Source organism: Pseudomonas sp. SCB32, from assembly GCF_009189165.1.
GTDB lineage: Bacteria > Pseudomonadota > Gammaproteobacteria > Pseudomonadales > Pseudomonadaceae > Pseudomonas.
On record NZ_CP045118.1, the window covers coordinates 2,275,899 to 2,300,203 of the forward strand.

The 24,305-nt window shown below is 63.9% G+C and carries 21 protein-coding genes; 15 read left to right on the plus strand and 6 right to left on the minus strand.

Features of this window, described 5'->3' with window-relative positions; translation table 11 throughout:
• Window positions 1-175: 175 nt before the first annotated feature.
• Together GA645_RS10735 and GA645_RS10740 are read left to right on the plus strand one after the other, a co-directional pair.
• Window positions 176-1,450: a hypothetical protein gene (locus tag GA645_RS10735; protein ID WP_152222546.1), complete on the plus strand. Its 1,275-nt coding sequence runs from the start codon at window positions 176-178 to the stop codon at window positions 1,448-1,450.
• A 21-nt stretch (window positions 1,451-1,471) separates the two neighbouring features.
• Entirely contained in the window at window positions 1,472-1,756 is a 285-nt protein-coding gene (locus tag GA645_RS10740) for a GNAT family N-acetyltransferase (protein ID WP_152222548.1), read from the plus strand.
• Window positions 1,757-1,971: 215 nt separating this feature from the next.
• Here GA645_RS10740 and GA645_RS10745 read toward each other — a convergent pair whose 3' ends face one another.
• Window positions 1,972-3,048, minus strand: a complete 1,077-nt coding sequence (locus GA645_RS10745) for a 3-deoxy-7-phosphoheptulonate synthase (RefSeq protein WP_152222550.1) — start codon at window positions 3,046-3,048, stop codon at window positions 1,972-1,974.
• A gap of 180 nt (window positions 3,049-3,228) precedes the next feature.
• Window positions 3,229-3,648: a PilZ domain-containing protein gene (locus GA645_RS10750; protein ID WP_152222552.1), complete on the minus strand. Its 420-nt coding sequence runs from the start codon at window positions 3,646-3,648 to the stop codon at window positions 3,229-3,231.
• On the opposite strand from GA645_RS10750, the gene GA645_RS10755 reads away from it, so the two are divergent.
• The 5 genes from GA645_RS10755 to cysB all read left to right on the plus strand — a co-directional run bounded on the left by GA645_RS10755 (window position 3,647) and on the right by cysB (window position 7,630).
• On the plus strand, window positions 3,647-4,033 hold the full coding sequence (locus tag GA645_RS10755; protein WP_152222554.1) for a thioredoxin: 387 nt from the start codon (window positions 3,647-3,649) through the stop codon (window positions 4,031-4,033). The genes GA645_RS10750 and GA645_RS10755 overlap by 2 nt on opposite strands.
• Window positions 4,033-4,980, plus strand: a complete 948-nt coding sequence (locus GA645_RS10760; protein ID WP_152222556.1) for a putative 2-dehydropantoate 2-reductase — start codon at window positions 4,033-4,035, stop codon at window positions 4,978-4,980. The genes GA645_RS10755 and GA645_RS10760 overlap by 1 nt, the downstream gene beginning before the upstream one ends.
• Before the next feature lie 21 nt (window positions 4,981-5,001).
• Window positions 5,002-5,913, plus strand: coding sequence for a 5'-nucleotidase (locus GA645_RS10765; RefSeq protein WP_152222558.1), 912 nt, complete (start codon window positions 5,002-5,004; stop codon window positions 5,911-5,913).
• Between the two features lie 92 nt (window positions 5,914-6,005).
• Window positions 6,006-6,491, plus strand: a complete 486-nt coding sequence (locus tag GA645_RS10770; RefSeq protein ID WP_152222560.1) for a universal stress protein — start codon at window positions 6,006-6,008, stop codon at window positions 6,489-6,491.
• A gap of 164 nt (window positions 6,492-6,655) precedes the next feature.
• The gene (gene cysB / locus GA645_RS10775; RefSeq protein WP_015476838.1) at window positions 6,656-7,630 is read left to right on the plus strand and encodes an HTH-type transcriptional regulator CysB; all 975 of its coding nucleotides are present in this window, start codon (window positions 6,656-6,658) and stop codon (window positions 7,628-7,630) included.
• Window positions 7,631-8,273: 643 nt separating this feature from the next.
• Here the strand turns inward: cysB and GA645_RS10780 are convergent.
• The 3 genes from GA645_RS10780 to GA645_RS10790 all read right to left on the minus strand — a co-directional run bounded on the left by GA645_RS10780 (window position 8,274) and on the right by GA645_RS10790 (window position 10,841).
• The gene (locus GA645_RS10780) at window positions 8,274-9,458 is read right to left on the minus strand and encodes an MFS transporter (RefSeq protein ID WP_152222561.1); all 1,185 of its coding nucleotides are present in this window, start codon (window positions 9,456-9,458) and stop codon (window positions 8,274-8,276) included.
• 75 nt (window positions 9,459-9,533) lie between these two features.
• The gene (locus GA645_RS10785) at window positions 9,534-9,878 is read right to left on the minus strand and encodes a hypothetical protein (RefSeq protein WP_152222563.1); all 345 of its coding nucleotides are present in this window, start codon (window positions 9,876-9,878) and stop codon (window positions 9,534-9,536) included.
• 228 nt (window positions 9,879-10,106) lie between these two features.
• Window positions 10,107-10,841, minus strand: a complete 735-nt coding sequence (locus tag GA645_RS10790; protein ID WP_152222565.1) for a phosphoadenylyl-sulfate reductase — start codon at window positions 10,839-10,841, stop codon at window positions 10,107-10,109.
• Window positions 10,842-11,030: 189 nt separating this feature from the next.
• Between GA645_RS10790 and thrH the strand changes: the two genes are divergently transcribed.
• Window positions 11,031-11,648, plus strand: a complete 618-nt coding sequence (gene thrH, locus GA645_RS10795; protein ID WP_152222567.1) for a bifunctional phosphoserine phosphatase/homoserine phosphotransferase ThrH — start codon at window positions 11,031-11,033, stop codon at window positions 11,646-11,648.
• Between the two features lie 135 nt (window positions 11,649-11,783).
• Here thrH and pabB read toward each other — a convergent pair whose 3' ends face one another.
• Window positions 11,784-13,127, minus strand: a complete 1,344-nt coding sequence (gene pabB / locus GA645_RS10800) for an aminodeoxychorismate synthase component I (protein ID WP_152222569.1) — start codon at window positions 13,125-13,127, stop codon at window positions 11,784-11,786.
• Window positions 13,128-13,290: 163 nt separating this feature from the next.
• Between pabB and GA645_RS10805 the strand changes: the two genes are divergently transcribed.
• From GA645_RS10805 to GA645_RS10835, 7 genes are all read left to right on the plus strand, one after another.
• Complete coding sequence (locus GA645_RS10805) at window positions 13,291-15,999, plus strand: helix-turn-helix transcriptional regulator (protein ID WP_152222571.1); 2,709 nt, start codon at window positions 13,291-13,293, stop codon at window positions 15,997-15,999.
• The gene (locus GA645_RS10810; protein ID WP_152222573.1) at window positions 16,000-18,723 is read left to right on the plus strand and encodes a helix-turn-helix transcriptional regulator; all 2,724 of its coding nucleotides are present in this window, start codon (window positions 16,000-16,002) and stop codon (window positions 18,721-18,723) included.
• A gap of 228 nt (window positions 18,724-18,951) precedes the next feature.
• Window positions 18,952-19,410 (plus strand): DUF6160 family protein, encoded by a 459-nt coding sequence (locus GA645_RS10815; protein WP_152222575.1) that lies wholly within the window; start codon window positions 18,952-18,954, stop codon window positions 19,408-19,410.
• An 80-nt stretch (window positions 19,411-19,490) separates the two neighbouring features.
• Window positions 19,491-20,252 (plus strand): C39 family peptidase, encoded by a 762-nt coding sequence (locus GA645_RS10820; RefSeq protein ID WP_152222577.1) that lies wholly within the window; start codon window positions 19,491-19,493, stop codon window positions 20,250-20,252.
• A gap of 48 nt (window positions 20,253-20,300) precedes the next feature.
• Window positions 20,301-21,305 carry a transporter gene (locus tag GA645_RS10825; RefSeq protein ID WP_152222579.1) on the plus strand — a complete coding sequence of 335 codons (1,005 nt, stop codon included), beginning with the start codon at window positions 20,301-20,303 and terminating at the stop codon, window positions 21,303-21,305.
• Window positions 21,306-21,323: 18 nt separating this feature from the next.
• Complete coding sequence (locus GA645_RS10830) at window positions 21,324-22,922, plus strand: outer membrane protein transport protein (protein ID WP_152222581.1); 1,599 nt, start codon at window positions 21,324-21,326, stop codon at window positions 22,920-22,922.
• Window positions 22,923-22,933: 11 nt separating this feature from the next.
• Window positions 22,934-24,118 (plus strand): MalM family protein, encoded by a 1,185-nt coding sequence (locus GA645_RS10835; RefSeq protein WP_152222583.1) that lies wholly within the window; start codon window positions 22,934-22,936, stop codon window positions 24,116-24,118.
• The last annotated feature ends 187 nt before the right edge of the window (window positions 24,119-24,305 follow it).

A 24,305-nucleotide genomic window follows, 5' to 3' on the forward strand; every position in this document is an offset into this window, starting at 1 on the left:
ACTGACGGGGGGAGCGGGCGTAAAGCACTTTGGCTGACCGGTGAGTCACCCGTAATCCGGGTTCTGTGGGGAGTCGTACGCATTTCTGGGAAGCTGTCGTGGAGGGCATCGATCCGTACTGTTAAGCTGCCACTATTGCCCGTGACATCCTCGTTCTCGCAAGGACCGCCGCTGTATGTCGAAACTCGCCAAATGGATATTCCTCGCACTGGTCGCCATTGCCCTGATCATCAAGGCGTCCTTGTGGCTGTCCGTGCGCAGCATCGTCGATGATGCGATTGCCCAGTTGTCGCCAATCATGGAAGTCAGCTACGGCGGCATTTCCTCGTCCTTCGACGGTCGGGTGGGGCTGAAGAATGTGGTGATCAGGGTGCCCCTGGCCCACGACAGCCTCAAGGTGGCCCATGCCCAGTTGAAGTTCAACGGCTTGCGCGAGCTGCTGAGCTTCAAGGAGCGCCTGGCCGAGCACAAGTTGCCCGAGCAGTTGGCGCTGGAGCTGCAAGGTGTGGAGCTCGAGGTGGCCGGCCCGTTCGTGCAGCAGTTGTATGCCGTGCCTGCCGAGAAGAGTGCGTTCACCGCGCTGAGCGAAGTGGCCTGCGGCAGTGTCCGAAATATCGGCGTCGATGAGCTGCTGCAGATGGGCTATCGCACGCTGCAGTCGGACCTCGAGTTCTCCTACCGCTTCGATCCTGGTGCGCAGAAGCTCACCTTCAACCTGCGCAACGATGCCCGCGACATGCTGGACCTGCACCTGAGCATGATGCTGATGAATGTGTCCGAGCGTCCGGGCGATATGCGCGTGAACCCGCCTCGGGTCGAGCAGGTCACCGTGCAGATGGACGACAACCAGTATCAACGTCGGGTCAGCGAGTTCTGCCGTAGCAAGCTCGGCCTTGACCAGAAGGCTTACGTGGCGCTGTCGCTGGAGAAGTTCGACAATGCCCTGCGTCAGCAGCGCGTTGCCCTGGACAAGCCGGTACTCGATGCCTACGGCCGCTACCTGAGCGATCCCCGTTCGCTGCGCATCGAGCTGACGCCCACCGAGGGGATGGCCTGGGGTGGTCTACAGTTCTTCGCACCCAAGGACGTGATCGGGATGCTACGGCCGAGCGTTCTGGTCAATCAGGAGGCGGTAACGCAGTTGGGGTTCACCTGGGTTGACCCTCTGAAACGCAAAATCACTCCTGAAAACGACCTTCAAATGGTTTCGGCTGAAGAAACGGTTGAGTCGAAGCCTAGAACGCAGCAATATGAGTTCGTTAGCGTTGACAGCCTTGCCCAGTACACCGGCAAGCGCCTGCAGTTCATCACGTTTGATGGTGCCTATTATCAGGGTGTGCTGCACAAGGTGGAGAACGGTCGAGCCTATATCACGGTCCTGCTTGGGACTGGCTCGGCGGAAATGTTCCTCCGCCTGAACAAGATCAATCAGGTGCGGGTCATGAAGTGAGGCCCCAGAAGGAGAGAGCAAGTGAGTGAGTCGTTGTCCATCCATCACGATGAAACCAGCCACCAGTTCGTCACGACGGTGGACGGCCATCGCGCCTATCTGGCCTATATGGATCTGGGCAAGCAGACGCTCGACATCTACCGCACCTTCGTCCCGGACACCCTGCGTGGCCGTGGCATCGCCGCCGCGCTCACCGAGCATGCCCTGCAGTATGCCGAGCGCAAGGGCTACAGCGTGATCCCGTCGTGCTCCTACGTGGAGCGCTATCTGGAGCGCCGCCAGCGTCATACCGACACCGCGCTCTGATCCTCGGAGCGCAGGCAAGAAAAAGCCGGGCTGATGCCCGGCTTTTTTGTTTTCGTCTGTAGCGTGTGCCGCGCTGGCGATTGGGCATCCTGTAGGGCGGATGATGGGTATCGCTTCGCTCCACGCCATCCTACAAAAACACGTCATGCCTGGCGCGGACGCTGGGCCAAAGAAAAAGCCGGGCATTTGCCCGGCTTTTTCGTGCCTGTGAAGCCTCAGCCGCGCTGACGCTTGGGCAGGACTTCCTTGAGCTTGGTGTGCATGCTGCGCACGGCCTTCTCGGTGGCGTCCCAGTCGATGCAGGCGTCGGTGACGGACACACCGTACTGCAGTTGGCAGAGGTCTTTCGGGATCGACTGGTTGCCCCAGTTCAGGTGGCTTTCCACCATCAGGCCGACGATGGAGTTGTTGCCTTCGGCGATCTGGTTGGCGACGTTGTCCATCACCAGCGGCTGCAGGGCCGGGTCCTTGTTGGAGTTGGCGTGGCTGCAGTCGACCATGATGTTCAGCGGGATTTTCGCCTTGTTCAGTTCCTGCTCGCACAGGGCGACGCTGACCGAGTCGTAGTTCGGCTTGCCATTGCCACCGCGCAGCACCACATGGCCATAGGGGTTGCCCTTGGTGGTGACGATGGACACACCGCCCAGCTGGTTGATGCCGAGGAAGCGGTGCGGGCTGGAGACCGACTGCAGGGCGTTGATCGCCACGGTCAGGCTACCGTCGGTGCCGTTCTTGAAACCGACCGCCGAGGACAGGCCGGAGGCCATCTCGCGGTGGGTCTGGGATTCGGTGGTGCGCGCGCCGATGGCTGACCAGCTGATCAGGTCCTGCAGGTACTGCGGGGAGATCGGGTCGAGCGCCTCGGTGGCGGTGGGCAGGCCCATCTCGGCGAGGTCGCGCAGCAGCTGGCGGCCGATGTGCAGGCCATCCTGGATCTTGAAGGAGTCGTCCAGGTAGGGGTCGTTGATCAGACCTTTCCAGCCGACGGTGGTACGCGGCTTCTCGAAGTACACGCGCATCACCAGGAACAGCGTGTCGGAGACTTCCGCGGCCAGCACCTTCAGGCGCTCGGCGTATTCGTGGGCGGCCTTGATGTCGTGGATCGAGCAGGGGCCAATCACCACGAACAGGCGGTGGTCCTTGCCGTCGAGAATGTCGCGGACGACCTGGCGGCCGTTGGCGACGGTGCGCAGGGCGGCGTCGGTCAGGGGGATTTCGCGCTTGAGCTGCTCCGGCGTGATCAGGGTCTCGTTGGAGGCAACGTTAAGGTCGTCGATCTGTAAATCAGCCATCGTGGTACTCAATCAGGTCACGGGTGCCGGCCGCCAGATATCCCCGTGCGATGGGGCGCAGGCAGGTATGTCGCTAAGGGGAACCCGAACCTTAACCGTTCCGGCGCCGGCTCGACAATGGGCTGAGGCAGGAAAATGCCCGGAACACGGGCTTTTGCGCGACTTTCTGCGCGAGTGGCGTCAGACCGCGCAAAACAATGGGAAGTCTGCGGCGTTGTGCGCGATCCACTCCAGGGCGAGATCCTCGATCGACTGAGCGGTGCCCAGTTCCTGCTCGCGCTGGCGCCGGTAGCTCTCAATCTGGCACACCTGCTCGACCATACGGGCGCGGAACAGCGTGTCCTCGTCGATGAAAGCGACGCCTACGAGGTAGTCGTTGTCCAGCTTGCGACTCCAGGCCACCACGCCCGGGTAACGCGCCGCATCGCCCAGCAGGGGAATGCGCAGCTCGATGGACGTGCCACGGCGAAAGCCCCGTGGTGAGTTGCACGCCACACCGCCGAGGCTGATATTGTGCAGGCGCTGGCGCGGCAGGAAGGTCTGCTTGCGAATGACCAGCTCAACCGGAAGGTCACAGGGGTGACGCAGGAACTGACGCATGACGGAATGCTCCGACTGCAATCTTTCTAGTATTGGCCATTTGAGTATAGTGCCGGCCCTGGAGCTGACAGACCTGGATGCCGACCGCCGGCTGCTTTCCCTGCCGGGTGTGTCGCTGCTGGTGTTCACCAGCGAGGGGTGCTCCTCCTGTCGCTGGGCGCGGGCGAAGCTGCCGGAGTTCGGCCTTCCCGTGGATCGCCTGTGCTGGATCGACGCCGGCCACAGCGGTGGATTGGTGGCGCGCTACGGCGTGTTTCACCTGCCGGCGATGTTCCTGGTGCGCGACGGCCATTTTCTTGGGCCGATCCACGCCGCCCTGCGCCCCGAACCCTTGATCGAAGCCCTGCGCGCTGGTCTTTCGCGCCCGGCTGAGGAGTTGCCTTGATGAATCTGCGAATCGGCATCATTGGAACCGGCGCCATCGGTGGTTTCTATGGCCTGATGCTGGCCCGCGCCGGCCACGACGTGCACTTCCTGCTGCGCAGCGAGTACCCGGACGTGGTGCGCAATGGCCTGCGCCTGAACAGCCAGGTGCATGGCGAGCTGAGCCTGTCGCCGGTGAATGCCTATGACGATGTCGCGCGCATGCCGCCGTGCGATTGGCTGCTGGTCGGCGCCAAGACCACCAGCAATGCCAGCCTTGCGCCTCTGATCGCCCAGGCGGCCGCCCAGGGCGCCAAGGTCCTGCTGCTGCAGAATGGCCTGGCTGTGGAGGACGAACTGCGGATGCTGTTGCCGGATCACCTGCATCTGCTGGGCGGCCTCTGCTTTATCTGCGTGCACCGTACCGCGCCGGGCGTCATCGAGCACCAGGCCTTCGGAGCGGTGAACGTCGGTTATCACTCCGGCCCGGCCATGGACGAGCCGGCACGCCAGGCCGTCGTCGAGGAGGGGGTCGGGCTGTTCCGTAGCGCCGACCTGGGCTCCAACGCCATGCACAGCCTCGAGCATGCGCGCTGGCAGAAGCTGGTGTGGAACATCCCCTACAACGGTCTTTCGGTGCTGCTCGATAGCGGCACCCGGGCGATCATGGACAACCCCGACAGTCGGGCGCTGGTGGCCGAACTGATGGAGGAAGTGGTGGCGGGTGCGAAGGCCTGCGGGCATTCACTTCCGCCGAACATCGTTGGCGCGATGCTGGCCTCGACCGATGCCATGCCCGACTACCTGCCGAGCATGTACCACGACTTCGCCCAGCACCGACCGCTGGAGCTGGGCGCGATCTACGCCGCGCCCCTGGAAGCCGCACGCGAGGCCGGGCGCGAGATGCCGAAGATCGAGGCGCTGTACCGCGCCTTGCGCTTCATCGACGCGCGTAACCAGGCTCGCTGAGCCCAAGCATCGGAGAGCCACATGGCGAAGGGACTGGGTGACAAGCTGGTAGTGGCGATCTCCTCGCGGGCGCTGTTCGACCTGCGCGAGAGCCACCAGGTGTACGAGCGCGAAGGCGTCGAAGCCTATCGCCAATACCAGATCGCCCGTGAGGACGAGGTATTGCCGCCCGGTGATGCCTTCGCCCTGGTGCAGAAGCTGCTGGCGCTCAACGGCGCCTCGGACAGTGCACCCGTGGAAGTCATCCTGGTTTCGCGAAACAGCGCCGATACCGGCCTGCGCGTATTCAACTCCATCCAGCACTACGGCCTGGGCATTTCCCGCGCCGCCTTCGTCGGCGGTCGCAGCCCGTATCCGTACCTGAAAGCGTTCAACTGCCACTTGTTCCTCTCCACCCACATCGACGATGTGCGCAACGCGCTGGAGGCCGGCTTCGCCGCCGCTACAATCCTCTCCGGCGGCACCCGGCGCGAGAGCAATGGCGAGTTGCGCTTCGCCTTCGATGGCGACGCCGTGCTGTTCTCCGATGACTCCGAGCGCGTCTATCAGCGGGGCGGGCTGGAGGCCTTCCAGACCCATGAACGTGAGTCCGCCCGCGAGCCCCTGGGTGGTGGTCCGTTCAAGCCTTTCCTTGCCGCACTCAACCGCGTGCAGCAGGCATTCCCACAGGAGTCCTGCCCGATCCGCACCGCGCTGGTCACCGCACGCTCGGCACCGGCTCACGAGCGGGTAATCCGCACGCTGCGTGAGTGGGATATCCGCCTCGACGAGTCGCTGTTCCTCGGCGGCCTGGACAAGGCGGCATTCCTCGAAGCCTTCGCCGCCGACGTGTTCTTCGACGACCAGGCCGGGCATTGCGAGAAGGCCCGCGAAGTGGTCGCCACCGGGCATGTGCCGCACGGCGTGAGCAACGAAAAACAGCTCGCCCGATAGCCGCAAGGCCCTGATATTCGGTCCCTGCGGAGCGCCGCGCGTTCTGCTGCTACGCTGCTGATAGGCCCGCCGCGTAGGCAGTAGGAGGCCGCATGATTCGATCGATTCTTTACGCCACCGACCTTGGTCTTTATGCACCCTATGTCCTCCAGCATGCCCTCTCGCTGGCGCGGGCCTATGGGGTCCAGCTGTACGTGGTGCACGCCGTGGAGCCGCTCGGGCTGTTCGCCGAGTCAGTGCTGCAGACTTATCTTGACGAGAACACCCTCAATGAAATGCGCGCCAATGGCCTGCACAACGTCATGGGCAGCATCGAGCAACGCGTGATGGAAGGGTTCCGCGACGAGCTGGGGGAGCTGCGTCAGGATGCCGAACTGATCCACTCGGTGCGAGTCATTCAGGGGGACCCGCCGATGGTGATCCTCGATGAGGCGCGGCGCCTGGGGGTGGACCTGATAGTGGCTGGCAGCCACAGCCACGGGGAGGGGCTGAACACGCCGCTGGGGCGCACCGCGGGGCGACTAGTGCAATTGGCGGAGGTGCCGGTGTACCTGGTGCCGATGCTGCTGCACCGTTGAAGCCATTGTGACAGTGCGTCGCAAAACCTGATTTTTCGTAAGGCTTTAGACGAGTGGCATGCAGGGCTAAAAAAAACGTCTAGTTTTATTCCTTAAACCATTAATATGGTTATAAAACAGAAGCCCCTGATTGCGGGTCGCGAGATTCTTTCCGAGGAAATTCCATGAAGCTTCAGCAACTGCGCTATATCTGGGAAGTCGCGCACCACGATCTGAACGTTTCCGCCACTGCCCAAAGCCTGTATACCTCCCAGCCGGGCATCAGCAAGCAGATCCGCCTGCTCGAAGACGAGCTGGGCGTCGAAGTCTTCGCCCGCAGCGGCAAGCACCTTACCCGCGTCACCCCGGCTGGCGAGCGCATCATCAACACCGCCGGCGAAATCCTGCGCAAGGTCGAGAGCATCAAGCAGATCGCCCAGGAGTTCTCCAACGAGAAGAAGGGCACCCTGTCCATCGCCACCACCCACACCCAGGCGCGTTATGCGCTGCCGGGTGTGATCAGCGGTTTCATCAAACAGTACCCGGACGTATCCCTGCACATGCACCAGGGCACGCCGATGCAGATCGCCGAAATGGCCGCCGACGGTACCGTCGATTTCGCCATCGCCACCGAGGCGCTGGAGCTGTTCGGCGACCTGATCATGATGCCGTGCTATCGCTGGAACCGCTGCGTGATCGTGCCCCAGGGCCACCCGCTGACCAAGGTGCCGAAGCTGACCCTGGAGTTGCTCGCCGAGCAGCCCATCGTCACCTACGTATTCGGTTTCACTGGCCGCTCCAAGCTGGACGAGGCCTTCAACCAGCGCGGCCTGGTGCCGAAGGTGGTGTTCACCGCCGCCGACGCCGACGTGATCAAGACCTATGTGCGCCTGGGCCTGGGCGTGGGTATCGTCGCCCACATGGCGGTCGATCCGAAGCTCGACAGCGACCTGGTGATGCTCGACGCCAGCCACCTGTTCGAATCCAGCGTGACCAAGATCGGTTTCCGCCGTGGCACCTTCCTGCGTGGCTTCATGTGCGACTTCATCGAGAAGTTCGCTCCGCACCTGACTCGCGACCTGCTGGCCAAGGCCGTGCAGTGCCATAACAAGACTGAGCTGGATGAGCTGTTCGAAGGGATCGAGTTGCCGGTCTACTGATTGCGTTCGAGTTTCCGGTATCTGCCGAAGTCTGCTTGCTCAAAAAACGCCGCGATTCTCAAGAGAGTCGCGGCGTTTTTTATTGGCTGTTTTCCGGTCGAAGAGGCGGCGTATAACGCTGCGAGTTTTCGCTCCGTGAAGAGCAAGAGCATCGCGGACGGAGTCCGCTCCTACGTAGGCGTACAGCACCGGCATTTCCCTGTAGGAGCGGAATTATCCGCGATGCCTTTTACAAGAGCTTCGCGGACAAGGTCCGCTTACATCGATTTCTGGGTGATTCCCCTTCGGGCCAGCGCAAGCGCTGAACGCACTTCAGTGCGCCCGAAGGGGGAGCGCAGCGCATCAGTCCCGCGAAGCGGGACCCGGATGCAGGGGCAAGACCTTTGGTTACTTTGCGTGGGGCGGCCATCCGTCGTTTGGCAAAGTGACTCGCCCGAGGGGGCGAAACCGAATACATCAAAACACGCTAAAGCGGCGCAGAAACACCTAACCCCAAAACGGCGGATAACGCTTGAGGCGTTATGCGCCCTCCGTGGTTCTTGCAGGGGCGAGCTTGCTTGCTAACAGAATTACCCGGTCACATCGGTGTTGGGCGGTTCGCGAGCAAGCTCGCTCCTACGAAAAGCGAACGGGCTTTGTCGTCTCAGCGAATACGCCAGCGCAACAGCAACAGTGCGACGAAGGCCAATCCCGCGCCAGCGAGGAAGGTGGCACTGGCGCCAAAGCCCTGCCAGAGCCAGCCCGCCAACACACTGGCCAGCAGCATGGCGATGCCGCTGGCGAGGTTGAATACGCCGAAGGCGGTGCCCTTCAGATCGGCCGGCGTGGTGTCGGCAATCAGCGTGGCCAGCAGGCCCTGGGTGAAGCCCATGTGCAGGCCCCAGACCGCCACGCCGATCAGCATCAAGGTCGTGGAGTCGGCCCAGGCCAGCAGCAGGTCTGCTGCAGTGAGCAGGAGCATGCCGATGGCCAGCAGACCGGTGCGGTTGGTGTGGTCCGACCACCAGCCCACCGGGTAGGCCGAGAGCATGAACAGCAGCGACATCACCACCATCACCACCGGCGTCCAGGCCATCGGCAAACCCAGGCTCTGCGCGCGCAGCACGAGGAAGGCCTCGCTGAAACGGGCGAGGGTGAACACCGCGCCGATCCCGACCACCCACCAGTAACGCGCCGGGAAGCTGCGCAGCGCATCGCGGTGGATCGGCGAGCGAAAGCGGTGAGGGCCGGCGGCGTGCTCCGGTTCCTTGACGAAGACGATGATTGCCAGCACCGCGAGGCCCGCGGGGATGCAGGCGAACCAGAAAACCAACGGCAGGTTGTTGCCCAGCCAGAGCATCAGGACGATAGCCAGCAAGGGGCCTGCGAAGGCGCCGACGGTGTCCATGGACTGGCGCAGGCCGAAGCAGGCACCGCGGATCGAAGGCGGCGCCACATCGGCGATCAGCGCATCGCGCGGTGCGCCGCGAATGCCCTTGCCGATGCGGTCGAGCAGGCGGGCGGTGAAGATGGCTTCACCGGAGGTGGCCAGCGGGAACAGCGGCTTGGACAGCGCGGCCAGGCCATAACCGAACAGCACCAGGCCCTTGCGGCGGCCGAGGAAGTCGCTGATGGCGCCCGAGAACACCTTGACTATCAGCGCGCTGGCCTCGGCGACCCCCTCGATCAGACCTACCGTGACCATGCTCAGCCCCAGGCTGCCCACCAGGAACAGTGGCAGCAGGCTGTGCAGCAGCTCGGACGAGACGTCCATGAACAGGCTGACGAAACCCAGTGCCCAGACGGTGCCGGGGATGCGGGGGCGGGAGCGTTCCGAGCCGTCGGGCATGGCCGACATCCTTCTGCGATGCAGGGGCGGTCAGTATCGCGGTGAGGGAATCAAAAAAGCGTCAAGCAGGCCAGCTCAGAGACGGTCGAGATCATCCCGGCTGGCCAGCTCCGCCAGCGCCTCGCGGGAATCCAGCGGCAGCTCGCCACGGCCCTCCAGCACTTCGTGGAGGAAGCTCATGAACACGGTGTAGACGACCTCGCGGCCGTCATCGTGACGGACGACGAAGAAGGGCGCGGTGTCCACGCCGTATTGCGCAGCGACCATCCAGCCGGCGCTGGAGGGGTTGCGCTCGTCGGCAACCAGGGTGCGGTCGATGCGGTCCAGATAACCGCCTTTCGCCAATCGCTCGTGGACTTCGCGGCATTTGCGGCAGTCCTGGCCATCGGCCAGGACTTTCTTCACCAGGGTGATGCGCATGGAATCGGCTCCGCCGCAGACGTGCAGGCGTCCGATCCTGGGCTGCGGGCTGAGAACCTGCTTACGATCTGCTGCGCGTCGGCATGACTGCGTTGAAAACGGGCTCGGAATGCTCATTTACCGATCGTAAACTGCGCTTCCTCGCCTGTTTTCGCCTTGTCCTGCTCTAGCTCGCAAGATCGTAAACAGGTTCTGATAGGGAAATTTCCGTCAGCCGAGGGTAAGGCCTCAGGCCTTGCTGATCAAATTGCCGGAGTGCAGACCGCATTCCTTCTGCGTGGCTTCTTCCCACCACCAGCGGCCTTCGCGTTCGTGCTGGTTGGGCAGCACGGGGCGGGTGCAGGGTTCGCAGCCGATGCTGATGAAGCCGCGCTCGTGCAGGCTGTTGTAGGGGATTTCCAGCATGCGGATGTAGGCCCAGATGTCCTCGCTGCTCATGTTGGCCAGCGGATTGAACTTGTACAGCGGCTTCTCCGGGGTGGAGAACGCGCTATCGAGTTCCACCACGGCTACCTGGCTGCGGGTGCCGGGGCTCTGGTCCTTGCGCTGGCCGGTGGCCCAGGCGGTAACGGTGGAGAGCTTGCGCTTGAGCGGCTCGATCTTGCGGATGCCGCAGCACTCGCCGTGGCCGTCCTTGTAGAAGCTGAACAGGCCCTTTTCCTTGACGAGGGCTTCCAGCAGGCGCGGGTCGGGCGACATCACTTCGATGGCGATGCCGTAGTGCTCGCGCACCTGCTCGATGAAGCGGTAGGTCTCGGGGTGCAGGCGCCCGGTATCCAGGCTGAACACCTTCACGTTCTTGTTGAGCTTCCAGGCCATGTCCACCAGCACCACGTCCTCGGCGCCGCTGAAGGAGATCCACAAGTCGTCGCCGAAGTGCTCGAAGGCGAACTTCAGGATGTCCTGGGGGGATTTGCTGGCATAGCTCGCGGCGATTTCCGCGATGTCGAACGGATGGCTCATCAGGCGGTATTCCTAGTTTTAATGGCGCAGGGCGCTCTGTGGTCGCGATGGTAGCAAAGAGGCGAATATGCCCCTAAATAACCTTCAGGAAGGTGCACTGTGGTGTTCGGGTATAAGTGCCGCGTTGCGCCGCCCCGAGCGAGCCGCTAGAGTGCCGCCTCTCAAGTCAAACCTGCGGGGAAATCGTTCGTGGAAATCGCCTGTCTCGACCTGGAAGGGGTTCTGGTTCCGGAAATCTGGATCGCCTTCGCTGAAAAAACCGGTATCGAAGCGCTCAAGGCGACAACTCGCGATATTCCGGACTACGACGTGCTGATGAAGCAGCGTCTGCGCATCCTCGATGAGCACGGCCTGAAGCTGTCCGACATCCAGGAAGTGATCGCCACCCTGAAGCCCCTGGAAGGCGCAGTGGAATTCGTCGACTGGCTGCGTGAGCGCTTCCAGGTCGTGATCCTCTCCGACACCTTCTACGAATTCTCCCAGCCGCTGATGCGCCAGCTCGGTTTCCCGACCCTGCTGTGCCACAAGCTGATCACCGACGAGACCGACCGCGTGGTTGGCTACCAGCTGCGCCAGAAAGACCCGAAGCGCCAGTCGGTTATCGCCTTCAAGAGCCTGTACTACCGTGTGATCGCCGCTGGCGACTCCTACAACGACACCACCATGCTCTCCGAAGCCCACGCCGGCATCCTGTTCCACGCGCCGGACAACGTGATCCGCGAGTTCCCGCAGTTCCCGGCGGTGCACACCTATGAGGACCTGAAGAAGGAATTCCTCAAGGCGTCGAACCGTCAGCTCAGCCTGTAAGACTGGCTGTGACGAAAAAGCCCCGCGATTGCGGGGCTTTTTTATTTCGGTGGGAAGCAGTGCAGCGATCAGTGTAGGAGCGCGCCATGCGCGCGATCGCGGGCATGGCGCGCTCCTACAGGTGGGCACTGAGGTTCACAGGCTTTCCAGCGTCCGCAGCAGCACGCCGACCTTGGTCAGCGACTCCTCGTATTCCTCCTGCCAGTCCGAGTCGGCAACGATGCCGCCGCCGCCCCAGCAACTGACCTGGCCGTCCTTCACCAGCAGGGTGCGAATGGCGATGGAGCTGTCCATTTCCCCACGCACGTCGAGGTAGAGCAGGCTGCCGCAGTAAATGCTGCGTCGGGTCGGTTCCAGTTCGTCGATGATCTGCATGGCGCGGACCTTCGGTGCGCCGGTGATGGAGCCGCCCGGGAAGCTGCCTTCGAGCAGGTCGAGGGCGTCCTTGTCGGCCGCCAGCTCGCCCGAGACGCTGCTGACCAGGTGATGCACGTTGGGGTAGGTCTCCAGCGCGAACAGTTCCGGCACTCGCACGCTGCCGGGCCGGCAGCTGCGGCCCAGGTCGTTGCGCAGCAGGTCGACGATCATCAGGTTCTCGGCGCGGTCTTTTTCGCTGGCCAGCAGTGCCTCGGCGTTGGCCTTGTCCGCTTCGGGCGTTACGCCGCGCGGGCGGGTGCCCTTGATTGGACGGGTTTCCACCTGGCGGCCGTGGAGCTGGATGAAACGCTCCGGTGACAGGCTCAGCACCGCGCCCTCCGGCAGCTCTAGATAGCCGGCGAACGGCGTCGGGCAGGCCTCGCGCAGGGCGCGGTAGGCCAGCCACGGCGAGCCATTGCACGGTGCGCGGAAGCGCTGGGTGTAGTTCACCTGGTAGCAGTCGCCGGCGAGGATGTAGCGGTGCACCTGGTCCAGGGCGTCGCGGTATTGCTCACGGGCGAGGTCCGGACGGAAGGGGGCATCCAGGCGGAAGGGCGGCAGCGGCTCGGCCTGCGCATTGCCCTCGAACAGCGCGATCAGCCGCTCGCGCTCGCTCGGCGCCAGGGCCGGATGGAACACCAGCTGGCTGGTGCGCTCCTGGTGGTCGGTCACCTGCGCCCAGGCATAAAGGCCGAGGCGGGCGTCGGGCAGGTCGAGGTCGTCGAGCGCGGACGCGTCCTGGCGTTCGATGCGGCGACCGAAGTCGTAGCTCAGATAGCCGATCATTCCGCCGACGAATGGCAATTCGCGGTTTTCCGGCAATCGGGCTTCGCCGAGGCTCTGCAATGCGCTTCTTACCCGGGCAAAAAAGCCCTTGGCCGATTCGTCGGCGGTCGGTGCCAGTTCTGCCAATGGCCAGGCGCTCAGAAGGTCATAGCGTCCACGGGTGGCAAAAGGGCGGCCGGCGTCCAGCAGGACGGCGCCGGGTGCTCGATGGATCAGGGCGAAGCGATCACCAGGGTCTTCCTGATAGGGAAGAGGGTGTATGAAACAGTGAGGCATGAGTGAAAGCGTGCAAGGCGAATGGGAGGTTTCAGATCGTCTGAATCATCGATCCTAGAGCCATTTCTTCAGTTTACGTAGGGAATGCATTCTGTTAAGAATTGAATTATCCCGCGGGGATTATGCTCCGTACCACAACGATAATGACACAGGGATACAGGCCGTGGATGTAGTACTTGAGCCCGCAGCCGGCAGCCTTTCGCGCTCCAGATTAACACCCCCTCAGGTGCCTGCTGATTATTTGATGCGTCCCCGACTCCAGAACGCTCTGGATCGTCATCCATACGCCTCCGTGCTTTCGTTCACCGCGCCGGTCGGTTTTGGCAAGACCACCGCCCTCGCGGCGCTGGCCAGGGCGCGTGAACATAGCGGCGAAGCCGTCGCCTGGATTTCGCTAGAGGAACAGGACGACGACCCCGGCCGCTTCTGCCTGAAGCTCATCCAGGCCTTGTCCGGCGCCTTGCCGGGCATCGGCGAGGATGCGCAGGGTTACCTGCAGAACACCATGCGCGTGCCGGTGGTGGCGGTGATGGAAAGCCTGCTGATCGACCTGTCGCGCCATGAGCACAAGGTCCTGCTGGTGCTGGACGACCTGCACGCGATCAACCACGCCGACGTGTTCACCGGCCTCAACCGTCTGGTGCAGTACGCACCAGACGGGCTCACCCTGGCCATTGGCAGCCGCTCGCAACCGCCGCTGAACCTGGCTACCTGGCGCGCCAAGGGCCTACTCCTGGAAATCGGCCTGGACGAGCTGCGCCTGAGCCAGGACGAAACCCGCGAATACCTCGCCCGCGACGGCCTGCAACTGGACGATAGCTGCCTGCAGAGCCTGCACAGCCAGACCGAAGGGTGGGTGGCCGGTGTGCACCTGGTCAGCCTGTGGCTGCGCCAGCAGCCGGGCACCCCGGAAGACCTCAAGCCGCTCAGCGCCGACAAGGCTGCCGTCGGCGATTACCTGCTGCGGGTGGTGTTCGAACGCCTGCCGGGCGATACCCAGGACGCGCTGCTGGCGCTGGGCATCGCCAATCGCCTGAGTGGCGACCTGGCCAACACCCTGACCGGCCGCCAGGATGGCCAGGCCTTGCTGGAGCGTCTGGACAGCATGCAGCTGTTCCTCCTGCCGCTGGACCGTGACCGCCACTGGTACCGCTTCCACCAACTGTTCGCCGACTTCCTCCGTGAGCGTCTGCGCGAGCGTGATCCGGAGCGCTTCAAGCAACTGCACTTCAACGCCAGCCTGTGGTTCACCAACCACCACATGCCGACCCTGGCCATCGAGCACGCGTGCCTCGCCGAGGACCCGGAGATGCTTGCCGCGCTGGTGGATGGCTGCGGCCTGGAGCTGATCAACCGCGGCCAGCTGTACCTCATCTCGCGCTGGCGCCGCCATGTGCCCAACGAGATCGCCGAGCGCTATCCGATCCTGGTGCTCAGCGATGTCTGGACCCGCGCCTCGGAGCTCAGCCTGCCCGAAGCCAACCGCATGATCGATGAGCTGCTGGCGCGCTGGGGCGACCACAAGGGCAGCGGCCCGATGGGTGACCAGTACCTCTCTGCGTTGGCGGTCAAGGCCGTGCTGGCGCTGCAGAAGGACGACCTGGAGCAGTGCATCACCCTGGCCCGCAAGGTCGAGAGTCAGCTGGGGCGCAATTCGGCATTCCTTGAGGGTGCCGTGTTGCTGATCGCCGCCTTCGCCCAGGTGGTGCGCGGACAGGCCGACCAGGCTCGGCGGCTGATGGGGCTGGCGCAGCAGCGCAATCATTTCCTCGATGGCCGCTACCTGCACATGCAGCTCTCCACCATCGAGGTGCTGCTGGCGCTGGAGCAGGGCCAGGTGAAGCAGGCGCAGTTGCTTATCGAGCGCCTCCGCCAGCAGGCCATGCCGCTGTTCGACAAGCGTTCCCAGGCCCTGGCGCTGCCGACTATCGCCGAGGCGCTGACCGCCTACTACCGCACCGACATCGACGGCCTCGAAGAGCGCCTGCGCTGGGCGCTGGGGCGGGTCGACGTGATCAACCCGATCGATCTCTATGCCCAGGGCATGCAGTGCCTGGCGCGCATCCAGCGCCTGCAGGGGCGCGGCAAGGAGGCTTTGAGCACCCTCGGGCTGATGCAGACCCTGGCCTCGCGCAACCACTCCTGGCGCTTCTTCGCCATGGCAGTGGGCGAGGAAATCAACCTGATCCTCCAGGAGCCGGCCGCCGATCGCTGCAAGCGTGCCGAGCAGCGCCTGAAGGCCATCGACTGGCAGAAGCTCGCCAGCCACTACAAGCAGATGCCGTTCAACCCGGTGCTCTGGGTACTGGGCATCAGTCGTGTGCGCCTGTTGCAGGCGCGCGGGCATTTCAGCGAGGCGCTGCACGAGATCACCCAGCTGCGCGGCATGCTGCAGCCGGGGTGGCATGGCCTGCAGCGTCTGCGTCTGGACCTGCTGGCGGCGTTGAGCTACCAGCGCCTGGGGTACCAGGAACGTTCCCATAGCCTGCTCGGACAATGTCTGGTCGGCGCCGAGCGGGAAGGGGTGCGGAGCATTTTCATCGAAGAAGGTGAGGGGATTCGCCAGCTGTTGCAGCAGCTGGAATCCACTGAGCGACAACCGGCCTTGCAGGCATTCATTCGGGGAATGCTGAGCGTATGGCCGGGGCAGGAAGCACGCAGGTCGCCCGAAGCGCTCGAGGAAGGTCTGACCGACCGTGAGTGCGAGGTGGTGTGCCTGGCCGCGCAGGGGCTCTCCAACGAGGAGATCGGCCGACAGCTGTCGCTGGCGCTCGGTACCGTCAAATGGCACCTGCACAACATCTACGAGAAGCTCAAGGTACGCAATCGTACCCAGGCGATCCGCCGTGCCCGCGAGCTGAGTCTGCTCTGAATGACGACCCTGACCTCCCTGCCGCAGCCGCCGATGCCGCTGCTGCGTACCAAACTGTTCCCGCCGCGCACCGACAGCACCGTTCTACTGCCGCGCCGTGCGCTGATCGATCGCCTGTTCGCCGCCCGCCAGCAGCGGGTACTGGTGCTCAGCGCGCCGGCGGGGTTCGGCAAGAGCACCGCGCTCAGCCTGTTCCGCCAACGCCTGCAGCAGAGCGGGGCGCGGGTGGCCTGGCTGTCCTGCGATGAGGGCGACAGCGAGCCGCAGCGCCTGGTGCAGTATTTGGTGGCGAGCATCAGCAGCGTCGAGGAAGGCTTCGGCGTCAACACCTCGAACCTGTTGCAGTCGGACATGACGTTGCCGCTGGAGGGCATCATCGATGCCTTTCTCTCCGACCTGCGGCGGCTCGATGGCCCGCTGTACCTGATCCTCGATGACTTCCACCAGATTCGCCATCCGGCCCTGGCCCACGGTGCGCGCTACCTGATCGAGCACCTGCCGGAGAACGTGAGGCTGGTCACCAGCACTCGTTATCGCCCGCGCTTTCTGGTCGATGAGCCGGCGCTCGCGCCGCTGACCTTCTGCCTGAGCGGCGACGACCTGCGCCTGACCCGCGAGGAGACCGATACCTACCTCATCGAGCTCAAGGGGCTGTCGCTCAGCGACGCCGAGCTCAAGCTGCTGCACAAGCGCACCGAGGGCTGGATCACCGCGCTGCACCTGGCGGCGCTGGCGCTGGCGCGACATCCGGACCGTGCGGCGTTCCTCAAGGGCTTGTCCGGCTCCGAGCGCGACCTTGCCGACTACCTGGCCGAGGACGTGCTGTGCAGCCTGCCTGAGTCGCTTCAGCAGTTCCTCGACCAGACTTCGGTACTGGACGAGTTCTGCGCCGAGCTGTGCAACGCACTGACCGGGCGCCGCGATGGCCTCGACATGCTGATGCGGCTGCAGAACGAGCAGTTGTTCATCATCCCGCTGGACGATCAGCGCGAATGGTTCCGCTATCACCACCTGTTCGCCGAGTTCCTCCAGGGAAGGCTGGCCCGGCACTCGGACCCGACGCCGCTGCTGCACGCCGCCGCGCGCTGGTGCGAGAGCCACGACATGGCCGACCGCGCGATCAAGTACGCATTGCGCGCCCGCGACTACGGTTTCGCCGCCGACCTGCTGGAGCGCCAGGGCGCCAGGCTGATTGCCGGCAACCGTGTGTACGGCATCCTCGGCATGCTCGGCAGTATCCCGGCGGAGGTGATCCGCGAGCATCCGGTATTCCAGATCTTCTATGCCTGGCAACTGGCCTTCGAGCAGAAGTTCGCCGAGGCCGAGGCGCTGATCGAGGAGCTCAGCGTCCGGCTGCTGCAGGGGCAGGGTAAGGTGCGCAATTTCGGCCTGGCCGAGTTGCTGGCGGTGGCCCAGGTGCTCAAGGCGCTGGTGCTGCTGTATCAGGACAAGCTGGAGGGTTGCCTGAAGGTGGCCCGCCAGTGGCTGGCGCTGGTGCCGGGCAACCAGCCGGTGTTCCGCGCCAGCCTGTCGTGCATCCAGGCGGCGGCCTACGCGCTGCTGGGGGACTATGCCGATGCGGCGAGCGCCATCGGGGTCGCCCGCGAATGCCTGCGCATGGCCGACAGCGAATACCTGCAGGTCGTGGCGAGCATGATCGAGTCGCTGATCTGCAAGGAGCGCGGCGAGCTGGAGCGCGGTCGCACCATTGCCGAAAGCGCGCGCGGCCGGGTGGAGCGGGTGTTCGGCCGTCGCAGCCGGGTCGGTGGGCCGTTGTCGCTGGCCTATGCGGACATTCTCTATGAGCAGGATCGGCACGCCGCGATTCTCGCCGAGCTGCCGTTGGCGACCACCTGGCGCGACGTCGCCACGCCCGTGGAGCTGCTCAGCCGTGGTCAGTTGGTAATGGCCAAGGCGCGCTTCTTCGCCGGCGAGTCCGAGCAAGGGTTGGCCCAGCTCGACGAATGGCTGGTCGGCCTGCAGTCGCCGGGCTACGAGCGGGTCTATGCGCTGGCCATGAGCTGCAAGGTGCAACTGCTGTTGTGGATGCGCCGGCCGAACGAGGCGGAGCGAGTGTGCCTGCAACTGGGGCGGCATCTTTCCGGGCTCTCCACCGAGCGTTACGCCGATGCCCAGGCCGCGCTGGTGATGGCGGAGGCGCGCCTGGCGCTGTCCGAGCGCCATGCCGAGCGTGCGCAACAGCGTCTGGAAGCCTGCCTGGCGGGCTTCACCTCACCCTTCCAGCGCGACCGGCGGTTGCGTCTGTCGTTGTTACTTTCTGTGGCGTTTTGGCAGAAAGGTAACAGCGAAAAGGCCTTTGCCCTGTTCGCGCCAACGCTGGAAGAGGCGTGGAACCTGGGTTACCGCCGGCTGTTCCAGGACGATGCCCTGTGGCTGCTACCGCTGTGGGAAGCCTGGAAGGTCGCCGAGCCCAAGCGGGCCTCGGCCTGGCAAGGGGTGGCGGAAATGCTTCGCGAGCAATGCCGACGGCTCTCTGTTGACCCTGAAAGTTTCGATGAAAATCAAGATGTTAGTCACCGAGAGCGGGAGATCCTGCGGCTCGTGGCGGCGGGCTTGTCGAACCGGGATATCGCCCAGGCGGTGCATCTGTCGGAGGCCACCATCAAGTGGCACCTGCACAACCTGTTCGCCAAGCTCGGCGTGCGCAGCCGGACCCAGGCGGTACTCAAGGGCAAGAGCCTGGGGCTGCTCAGCGAAGCCTGAGTCAGACGGTGGGGTTGCGCCATCCCTTGGATGGGCTGGCAGGTGGGGGGCGGGTCAGTAGCTTGGAGATCAGGACGCGAAGCATGGTGCTTCACGAATCCATACCCACGACGCCTAGGGAAGCAGTCGTGGGTCTGGACGGCCGGCGTAGCTGGCCGACCTGCAGCGGGGCAGGACGCCCCTTGCAGTGCCTGGGGCAACCCACCTGAACACTGGAGAGAAATAACAATGAAAAAAATCAAGCAACTGGTTCTTGCAAGCGCAGTTCTGGCTACTCCGTTCCTGGCACATGCCGACATGCAATCCATGGATGACGCTGCTCTGTCCGGTGTGACCGGCCAGGACGGTATCAGCATCGCCGGTACCTTCAACGCACAGATCGGCTCCATCACCTACAAGGACGCCGACGCCGGCGGCGGTTCCCTGGTTCTGTCGGGCATCCACCTGCCCAGCATCACCATCGCCGACAACGCCCCGATGACCATCGACGTGGTGACCACCAACATCACCCCGGCCGGTGGCGGCACCGCTGTTGCCACCCAACAGCTCGCTATCGGCCTGCCCTCCGTGACTGGCGACGTGACCGTCGACGCCATCAAGGTTGGCGCTACTGGCAACAGCATCGGCTCCCTGACCGTTTCCAACCTGAACCTGGCGGGCTCCACCGTGAAGGTCTGGGGTCACTGATCCCCGAGGTTGCACGCGCAGTAACCCTTGCCGGCGCCTGCCGGCAAGGTCCTTCCGGGTGTTGAGTAGTAGGGGGTGGGATGTTCGAGATTCTGCTGGGAAGCCTGCTGGGGCTGTTCGGATTTACCCAGGCCGTGGATACCAAGCCACAACCGCAGGGCACAGTGAACATCTCGCAACAGCTCACACCCAATGGTCCGCTCCGCGAGTCGGTGCAGCTTGAACCGATGAGCCAGGTGCAGTTCCGCAATGTCATCCACCAGGCCTATGACTACAGCTGCGGCTCGGCGGCGCTGACCACACTGCTGGACTACTACCTGGGGCGCAATTTGGAAGAGCGTCAGGTCATGGAGGGCCTGATCAAGTACGGCGAGGCCGACAAGATCGTCCAGCGCCGTGGGTTCTCGCTTCTGGACATGAAGCGCTACGCCGCCGCACTCGGCTACAAGAGTGGTGGCTTCCGTGCCGAGTTCTCCGACCTGGACTCGCTCGAACACCCGGCGCTGGTGCCGATCCACTATGCCGGCTTCAAGCATTTCGTCGTGGTCCGCGACGTCTACAACGACCACGTTTTCGTTGCCGATCCTGCCTTGGGCAACATCAGTTTCACCCGCGCCCGTTTCGAAGATATCTGGGACCAGAACGTCCTGTTCGTCATCTACCCCAGTGGCCAGGAGCCCAGGAATGCCCTGGCGCTGCAGGACAGCGACATGCGCCTAGTGGATGACCGCACCGTCAGCCTGCTGGCTTTCCGGGAGTTCCCGGAGATGAGCAAGCTCACCCAGAACCAGATTGGTGAAGCCGCCACGAAGGGGGATGTCCAGTACATCCGGCGCAAGTGATTGTCCGATCGGCCCATACGAATAAGAACAAGACCAGGGGATAGCAACATGAATTTGAAGGGGTTTGCGTGCGTTGCCGCTCTGGCCTTGCTGGTCAGCACCGCCGATGCGGCGGATGAGGCGTCGTCCGAGGATGCACGCGATGCGCTGGCCAAGAAGGACACCGACGCCGACAGCGCCAAGGCGCTCGAGCAGGTGTTCCAGGCCACCGAGAAGAGCTACACCCTGCTCAAGAAGGGTGAGCGCCAGCTCACCTACGGTTTCGATTACTCGCTGATGCGCGACACCCGCATCCAGGCCGTACGCGCCGGTGAAAACGTCTACAGCGTGCTGGCGCAGAGCGAGGCGCAGCACACCTTCACCAACTCGTTCACCTTCGACTACGGCATCTGGGACAACCTGACCTTCAGCATGCGCCTGCCGTTCGTGGCCAAGTACGACACCGAGCGCGACATCCATGCCTACAGCCTAGGCGACATCTCCGCGACCCTGCGCTGGCAACCCTGGGAGTCGCGCCGCGGTCGACCGGTCACCACCCTCTACGCCACCCTCGGCCTGCCCACCGGCGACAGCCCGTACGACATGAACGTCGAGAAGGACGTCTCCACCGGCAACGGCTACTACAGCCTGGGCGTGGGGGCCAACACCTCCTACGTGATCGACCCGGTCGTGCTCTACGGCTCGCTTGGTTACACCTACAACATGCAGGTCGACAGCATCCACCAGTACCAGTACGGCGAAGAACTGGAGAAGGTGGTGCCCGGCGACACCATCAACTTCGCCATGGGCATGGCGTACGCGCTGTCCTACGACGTCTCGCTCGCCACCTCCTACCAGATGGCCTACTCGCTGAAGAACAAGTACTACTTCAACGACCGAACGGTGGAGGCGCCCGAACAGACCAGCGCGATCATGAACTTCTCGCTCGGCCTGCGAACGTCACCCGACTACATCGTCAACGTGAACGCCGGTTTCGGTCTGACCGAAGACTCGCCGGATGTGCTGCTGGGGCTTTCCCTTCCCCTGGATATCCAAGGCCTCAAAGCCCAGTAACCGACGAGCGAACACCACATGACAATGCGCATTTCGCCACTCGCCCTGGCGATGGCAGGGGTGAGTCTTGGCTGGTCGTCGCTGGCCGGCGCTCAACTGGCCAACGACCTGACCATCGGAAACCCCAAGGCCATGGCCATGGCCAACGCCGTCACCGCCGATTCCACCGGCATCGATGCGGTGCATTACAACCCCGCTGCCCTGACCAAGCTCAAGGGCCGGCAGACCCAGCTCAAGCTGGTCACCGGGGTGATGGATATCCGCGCCGACTTCAAGGCACCGCCGAACTACGGCTCCGCCGCCTTCGGCATCGATGACGACCCGGTGGCCAACAGCAGCAGCCGTACCCTGACACCGACCATGTACCTGCCGGGCCTGGGCGGGATGACCGACATGCCGCTGCTGGTGGCACCGCTGGCCGGCCTGTCGATCAATCCGCCGGGGTCGAAGTTCACCTTCGCCACCAACGTCTACGCACCGCAGGCGCTGGGCTACTCGCGCGACTCCGACAGTGACCCGGCGCGCTACGAAGGGCGTCGAGTATCGTTGCAGCGCATCACCTACTTCTCGCCCTCGGTGGGCTACGAGATCAACGACACGCTTTCGGCGGGTCTGTCGATCGGCTTCTCGCACCAGGCGATGGCGCTGGATACCGACTTCCGTAACCCCGGCCTGCTCACCGGCCTGCTGCAAACTTTGCACGACACCACCTGCGTGCCCGGTGCGCAGGAGATCGTCGAACTGGTGTTCAACGTCTGCGGCGGCCGCATCGGCCCTTACGACTCGCTGGCCAACCTGAAGCTGGACATGCAGCAGACCCTCTCGCCGAGCTTCAACCTCGGTGTCCTCTGGGAACCCCGCGACTGGTTCGCCTGGGGCGCGACCTACCAGAGTGAGTCGCGCATGCACCTCAAGGGCAAGTACCGGGTCGACTACAGCAAGGATTGGCAGGGCTTCTGGTCCGGCCTGCAGGGCTCGGTGTTCGGCGCCTTCCTCAGCCCGTTGTTCCCCTACGGCAATACCGACGAGGAGCACGGCGTGGCGACGATGAACCTGGTCAACCCGGACAGCTTCTCCACCGGCATCAAGGTGCGCCCGTTCGACAAGTGGCAGTTCAACTTCGACCTGAAGTGGACCGACTACAGCGACTGGAACAAGCTGGAAATCGAGTTCGACAAGGAGCTCGACCTGTTGCGCATCGCCAAGAACTTCGCCCCCAACGGCGCCACCGATCACAGCATCATTCTCGACCGCGGCTACCAGGACACCTGGAGCTACGCCATGGGCATGCAGTACGACGTCAACGATCGCCTGCAGCTGCGCGCCGGCTACGAGTACCGTCCTTCGGCGATCCCCAAGGACAAGGCCGACGCCCTGGTGCCGATCGGCGATGCCGACCTCTACGGCCTCGGCATGGGCTACCAGTGGGACAAGGACACGGTGATCGACCTGGGCTTCAACTACTTCGTCTCCAAGCAGAGCATCAAGGCCGGCACCAGCTGCAACATCAACTGCACCGGCATCGACAACCTGGTCTACAACCCCTACGCGGGGCTTGACGTCAGTACCACGGTGAAGGCCTATATCTTCGCCATGACGTATCGGACGACTTTCTGAGGGCATCGGACATGGGCAAGCGGACTCTGCTGACGGGCTGTCTGATCGCCGCCGGACTCGCCGCCCCGGCAATGCAGGCGGCCAGCGGGCGATACCTGTCCTGGGTGGACGACAACGGCCAGGTGCACAACACCTTCGTCGACGCCAGCTTCAGCCAGCAGCAGCGCCAGGCCGACAAGCGCATCGACCAGAGCGACCGGGCGCGCCAGCTCGACGCCTCCGGCACCCAGTGGCCGGGCACGCAGCCGGCCGGGGAGAGCAAGCGTCGCTACTTCACCTGGGTCGATGCCCAGGGGAACATCCAGAACAGCTTCTATGCTGCCGGCCAGGTGCCGCCGGGCCGCGCCGACTACGTGCTGCCCAATGGCGACCACTCTTCCGAGTACATCGACGCCGAATCCTACGAGGACAAGGGCTTCGTTCGCAGCGAGAACGGCAACCCGTACTACACCTGGGTCGACGAGAAGGGCCGCATGCACAACTCGCCGATCAGTGCCGAGCAGCGTGCCGAAGCGTTCCGCCGGGGCGAGCAGGGCGGTGGCAAAGTCGCCTACACCGAGGGCCGGCAGATCGACTTCAAGTCGCGCCCGCCGGAGCTGCCCGGCCTGGATGGCAGCGGCGAACAAAGCGATGCCATGAAGGCGTTGCTCAAGGGCAGCGGCAAGACCCTTGACGATCTCTACCAGGACCTGCAGCGCCGCTGCTGCGAGCAGATGGCCGACGGCGACTTCACCGAGCTGAGCGTGGAGGAGCCGCGCTATGAAGAACTGAACAAGTTCTCTCCGAGCTTCGACTTCCCCATGGGCAAGAGCTACTTCGTGGCGATGAAGCTGCCCAGCTCGCAGCGGGTCTATGGCCTGCGCGTGCGCAGCTTCGCCAACCACCAGGTGGTGTATCCGTCGCTGCTGTTCCTCGACGAACGCAAGCGCCCGACCCGCCTGGTGAGCGATGCGGTGTACAAGCTCAATCCGGAAACCTGGTACCGCTACGCCTTCATCGAAGGCACGGTGCCAGTGCGCGCCAACCAGGGCGAGCGCTACGTGCTGCTGCTCACCACCGACGAGGATCGCAGCCTGCAGACCCTCGACAACAAGCCCTACAAGCGTCCGCTGGAAAGCCTGGCGGTGAACGAGGCGGGGATGAAGGTGCGCGAGCATGGTGACCAGGGCGGGTTCGAGCTGGCGGTGGTGCGTTGAGAGCGCAGGAACTCTCCGTAGGATGGTGTAGAGCGAAGCGAAACCCATCGATTCTGCACGCGACAGCATGGGTATCGCTCCGCTCCACCCATCCTACGATGGATCGCCGCTTCCTGTAGGCGCGGACCTTGTCCGCGAAGCCAGCACCGCAAAAGAAAAGGCCCGGCAATCGCCGGGCTTTTTCATG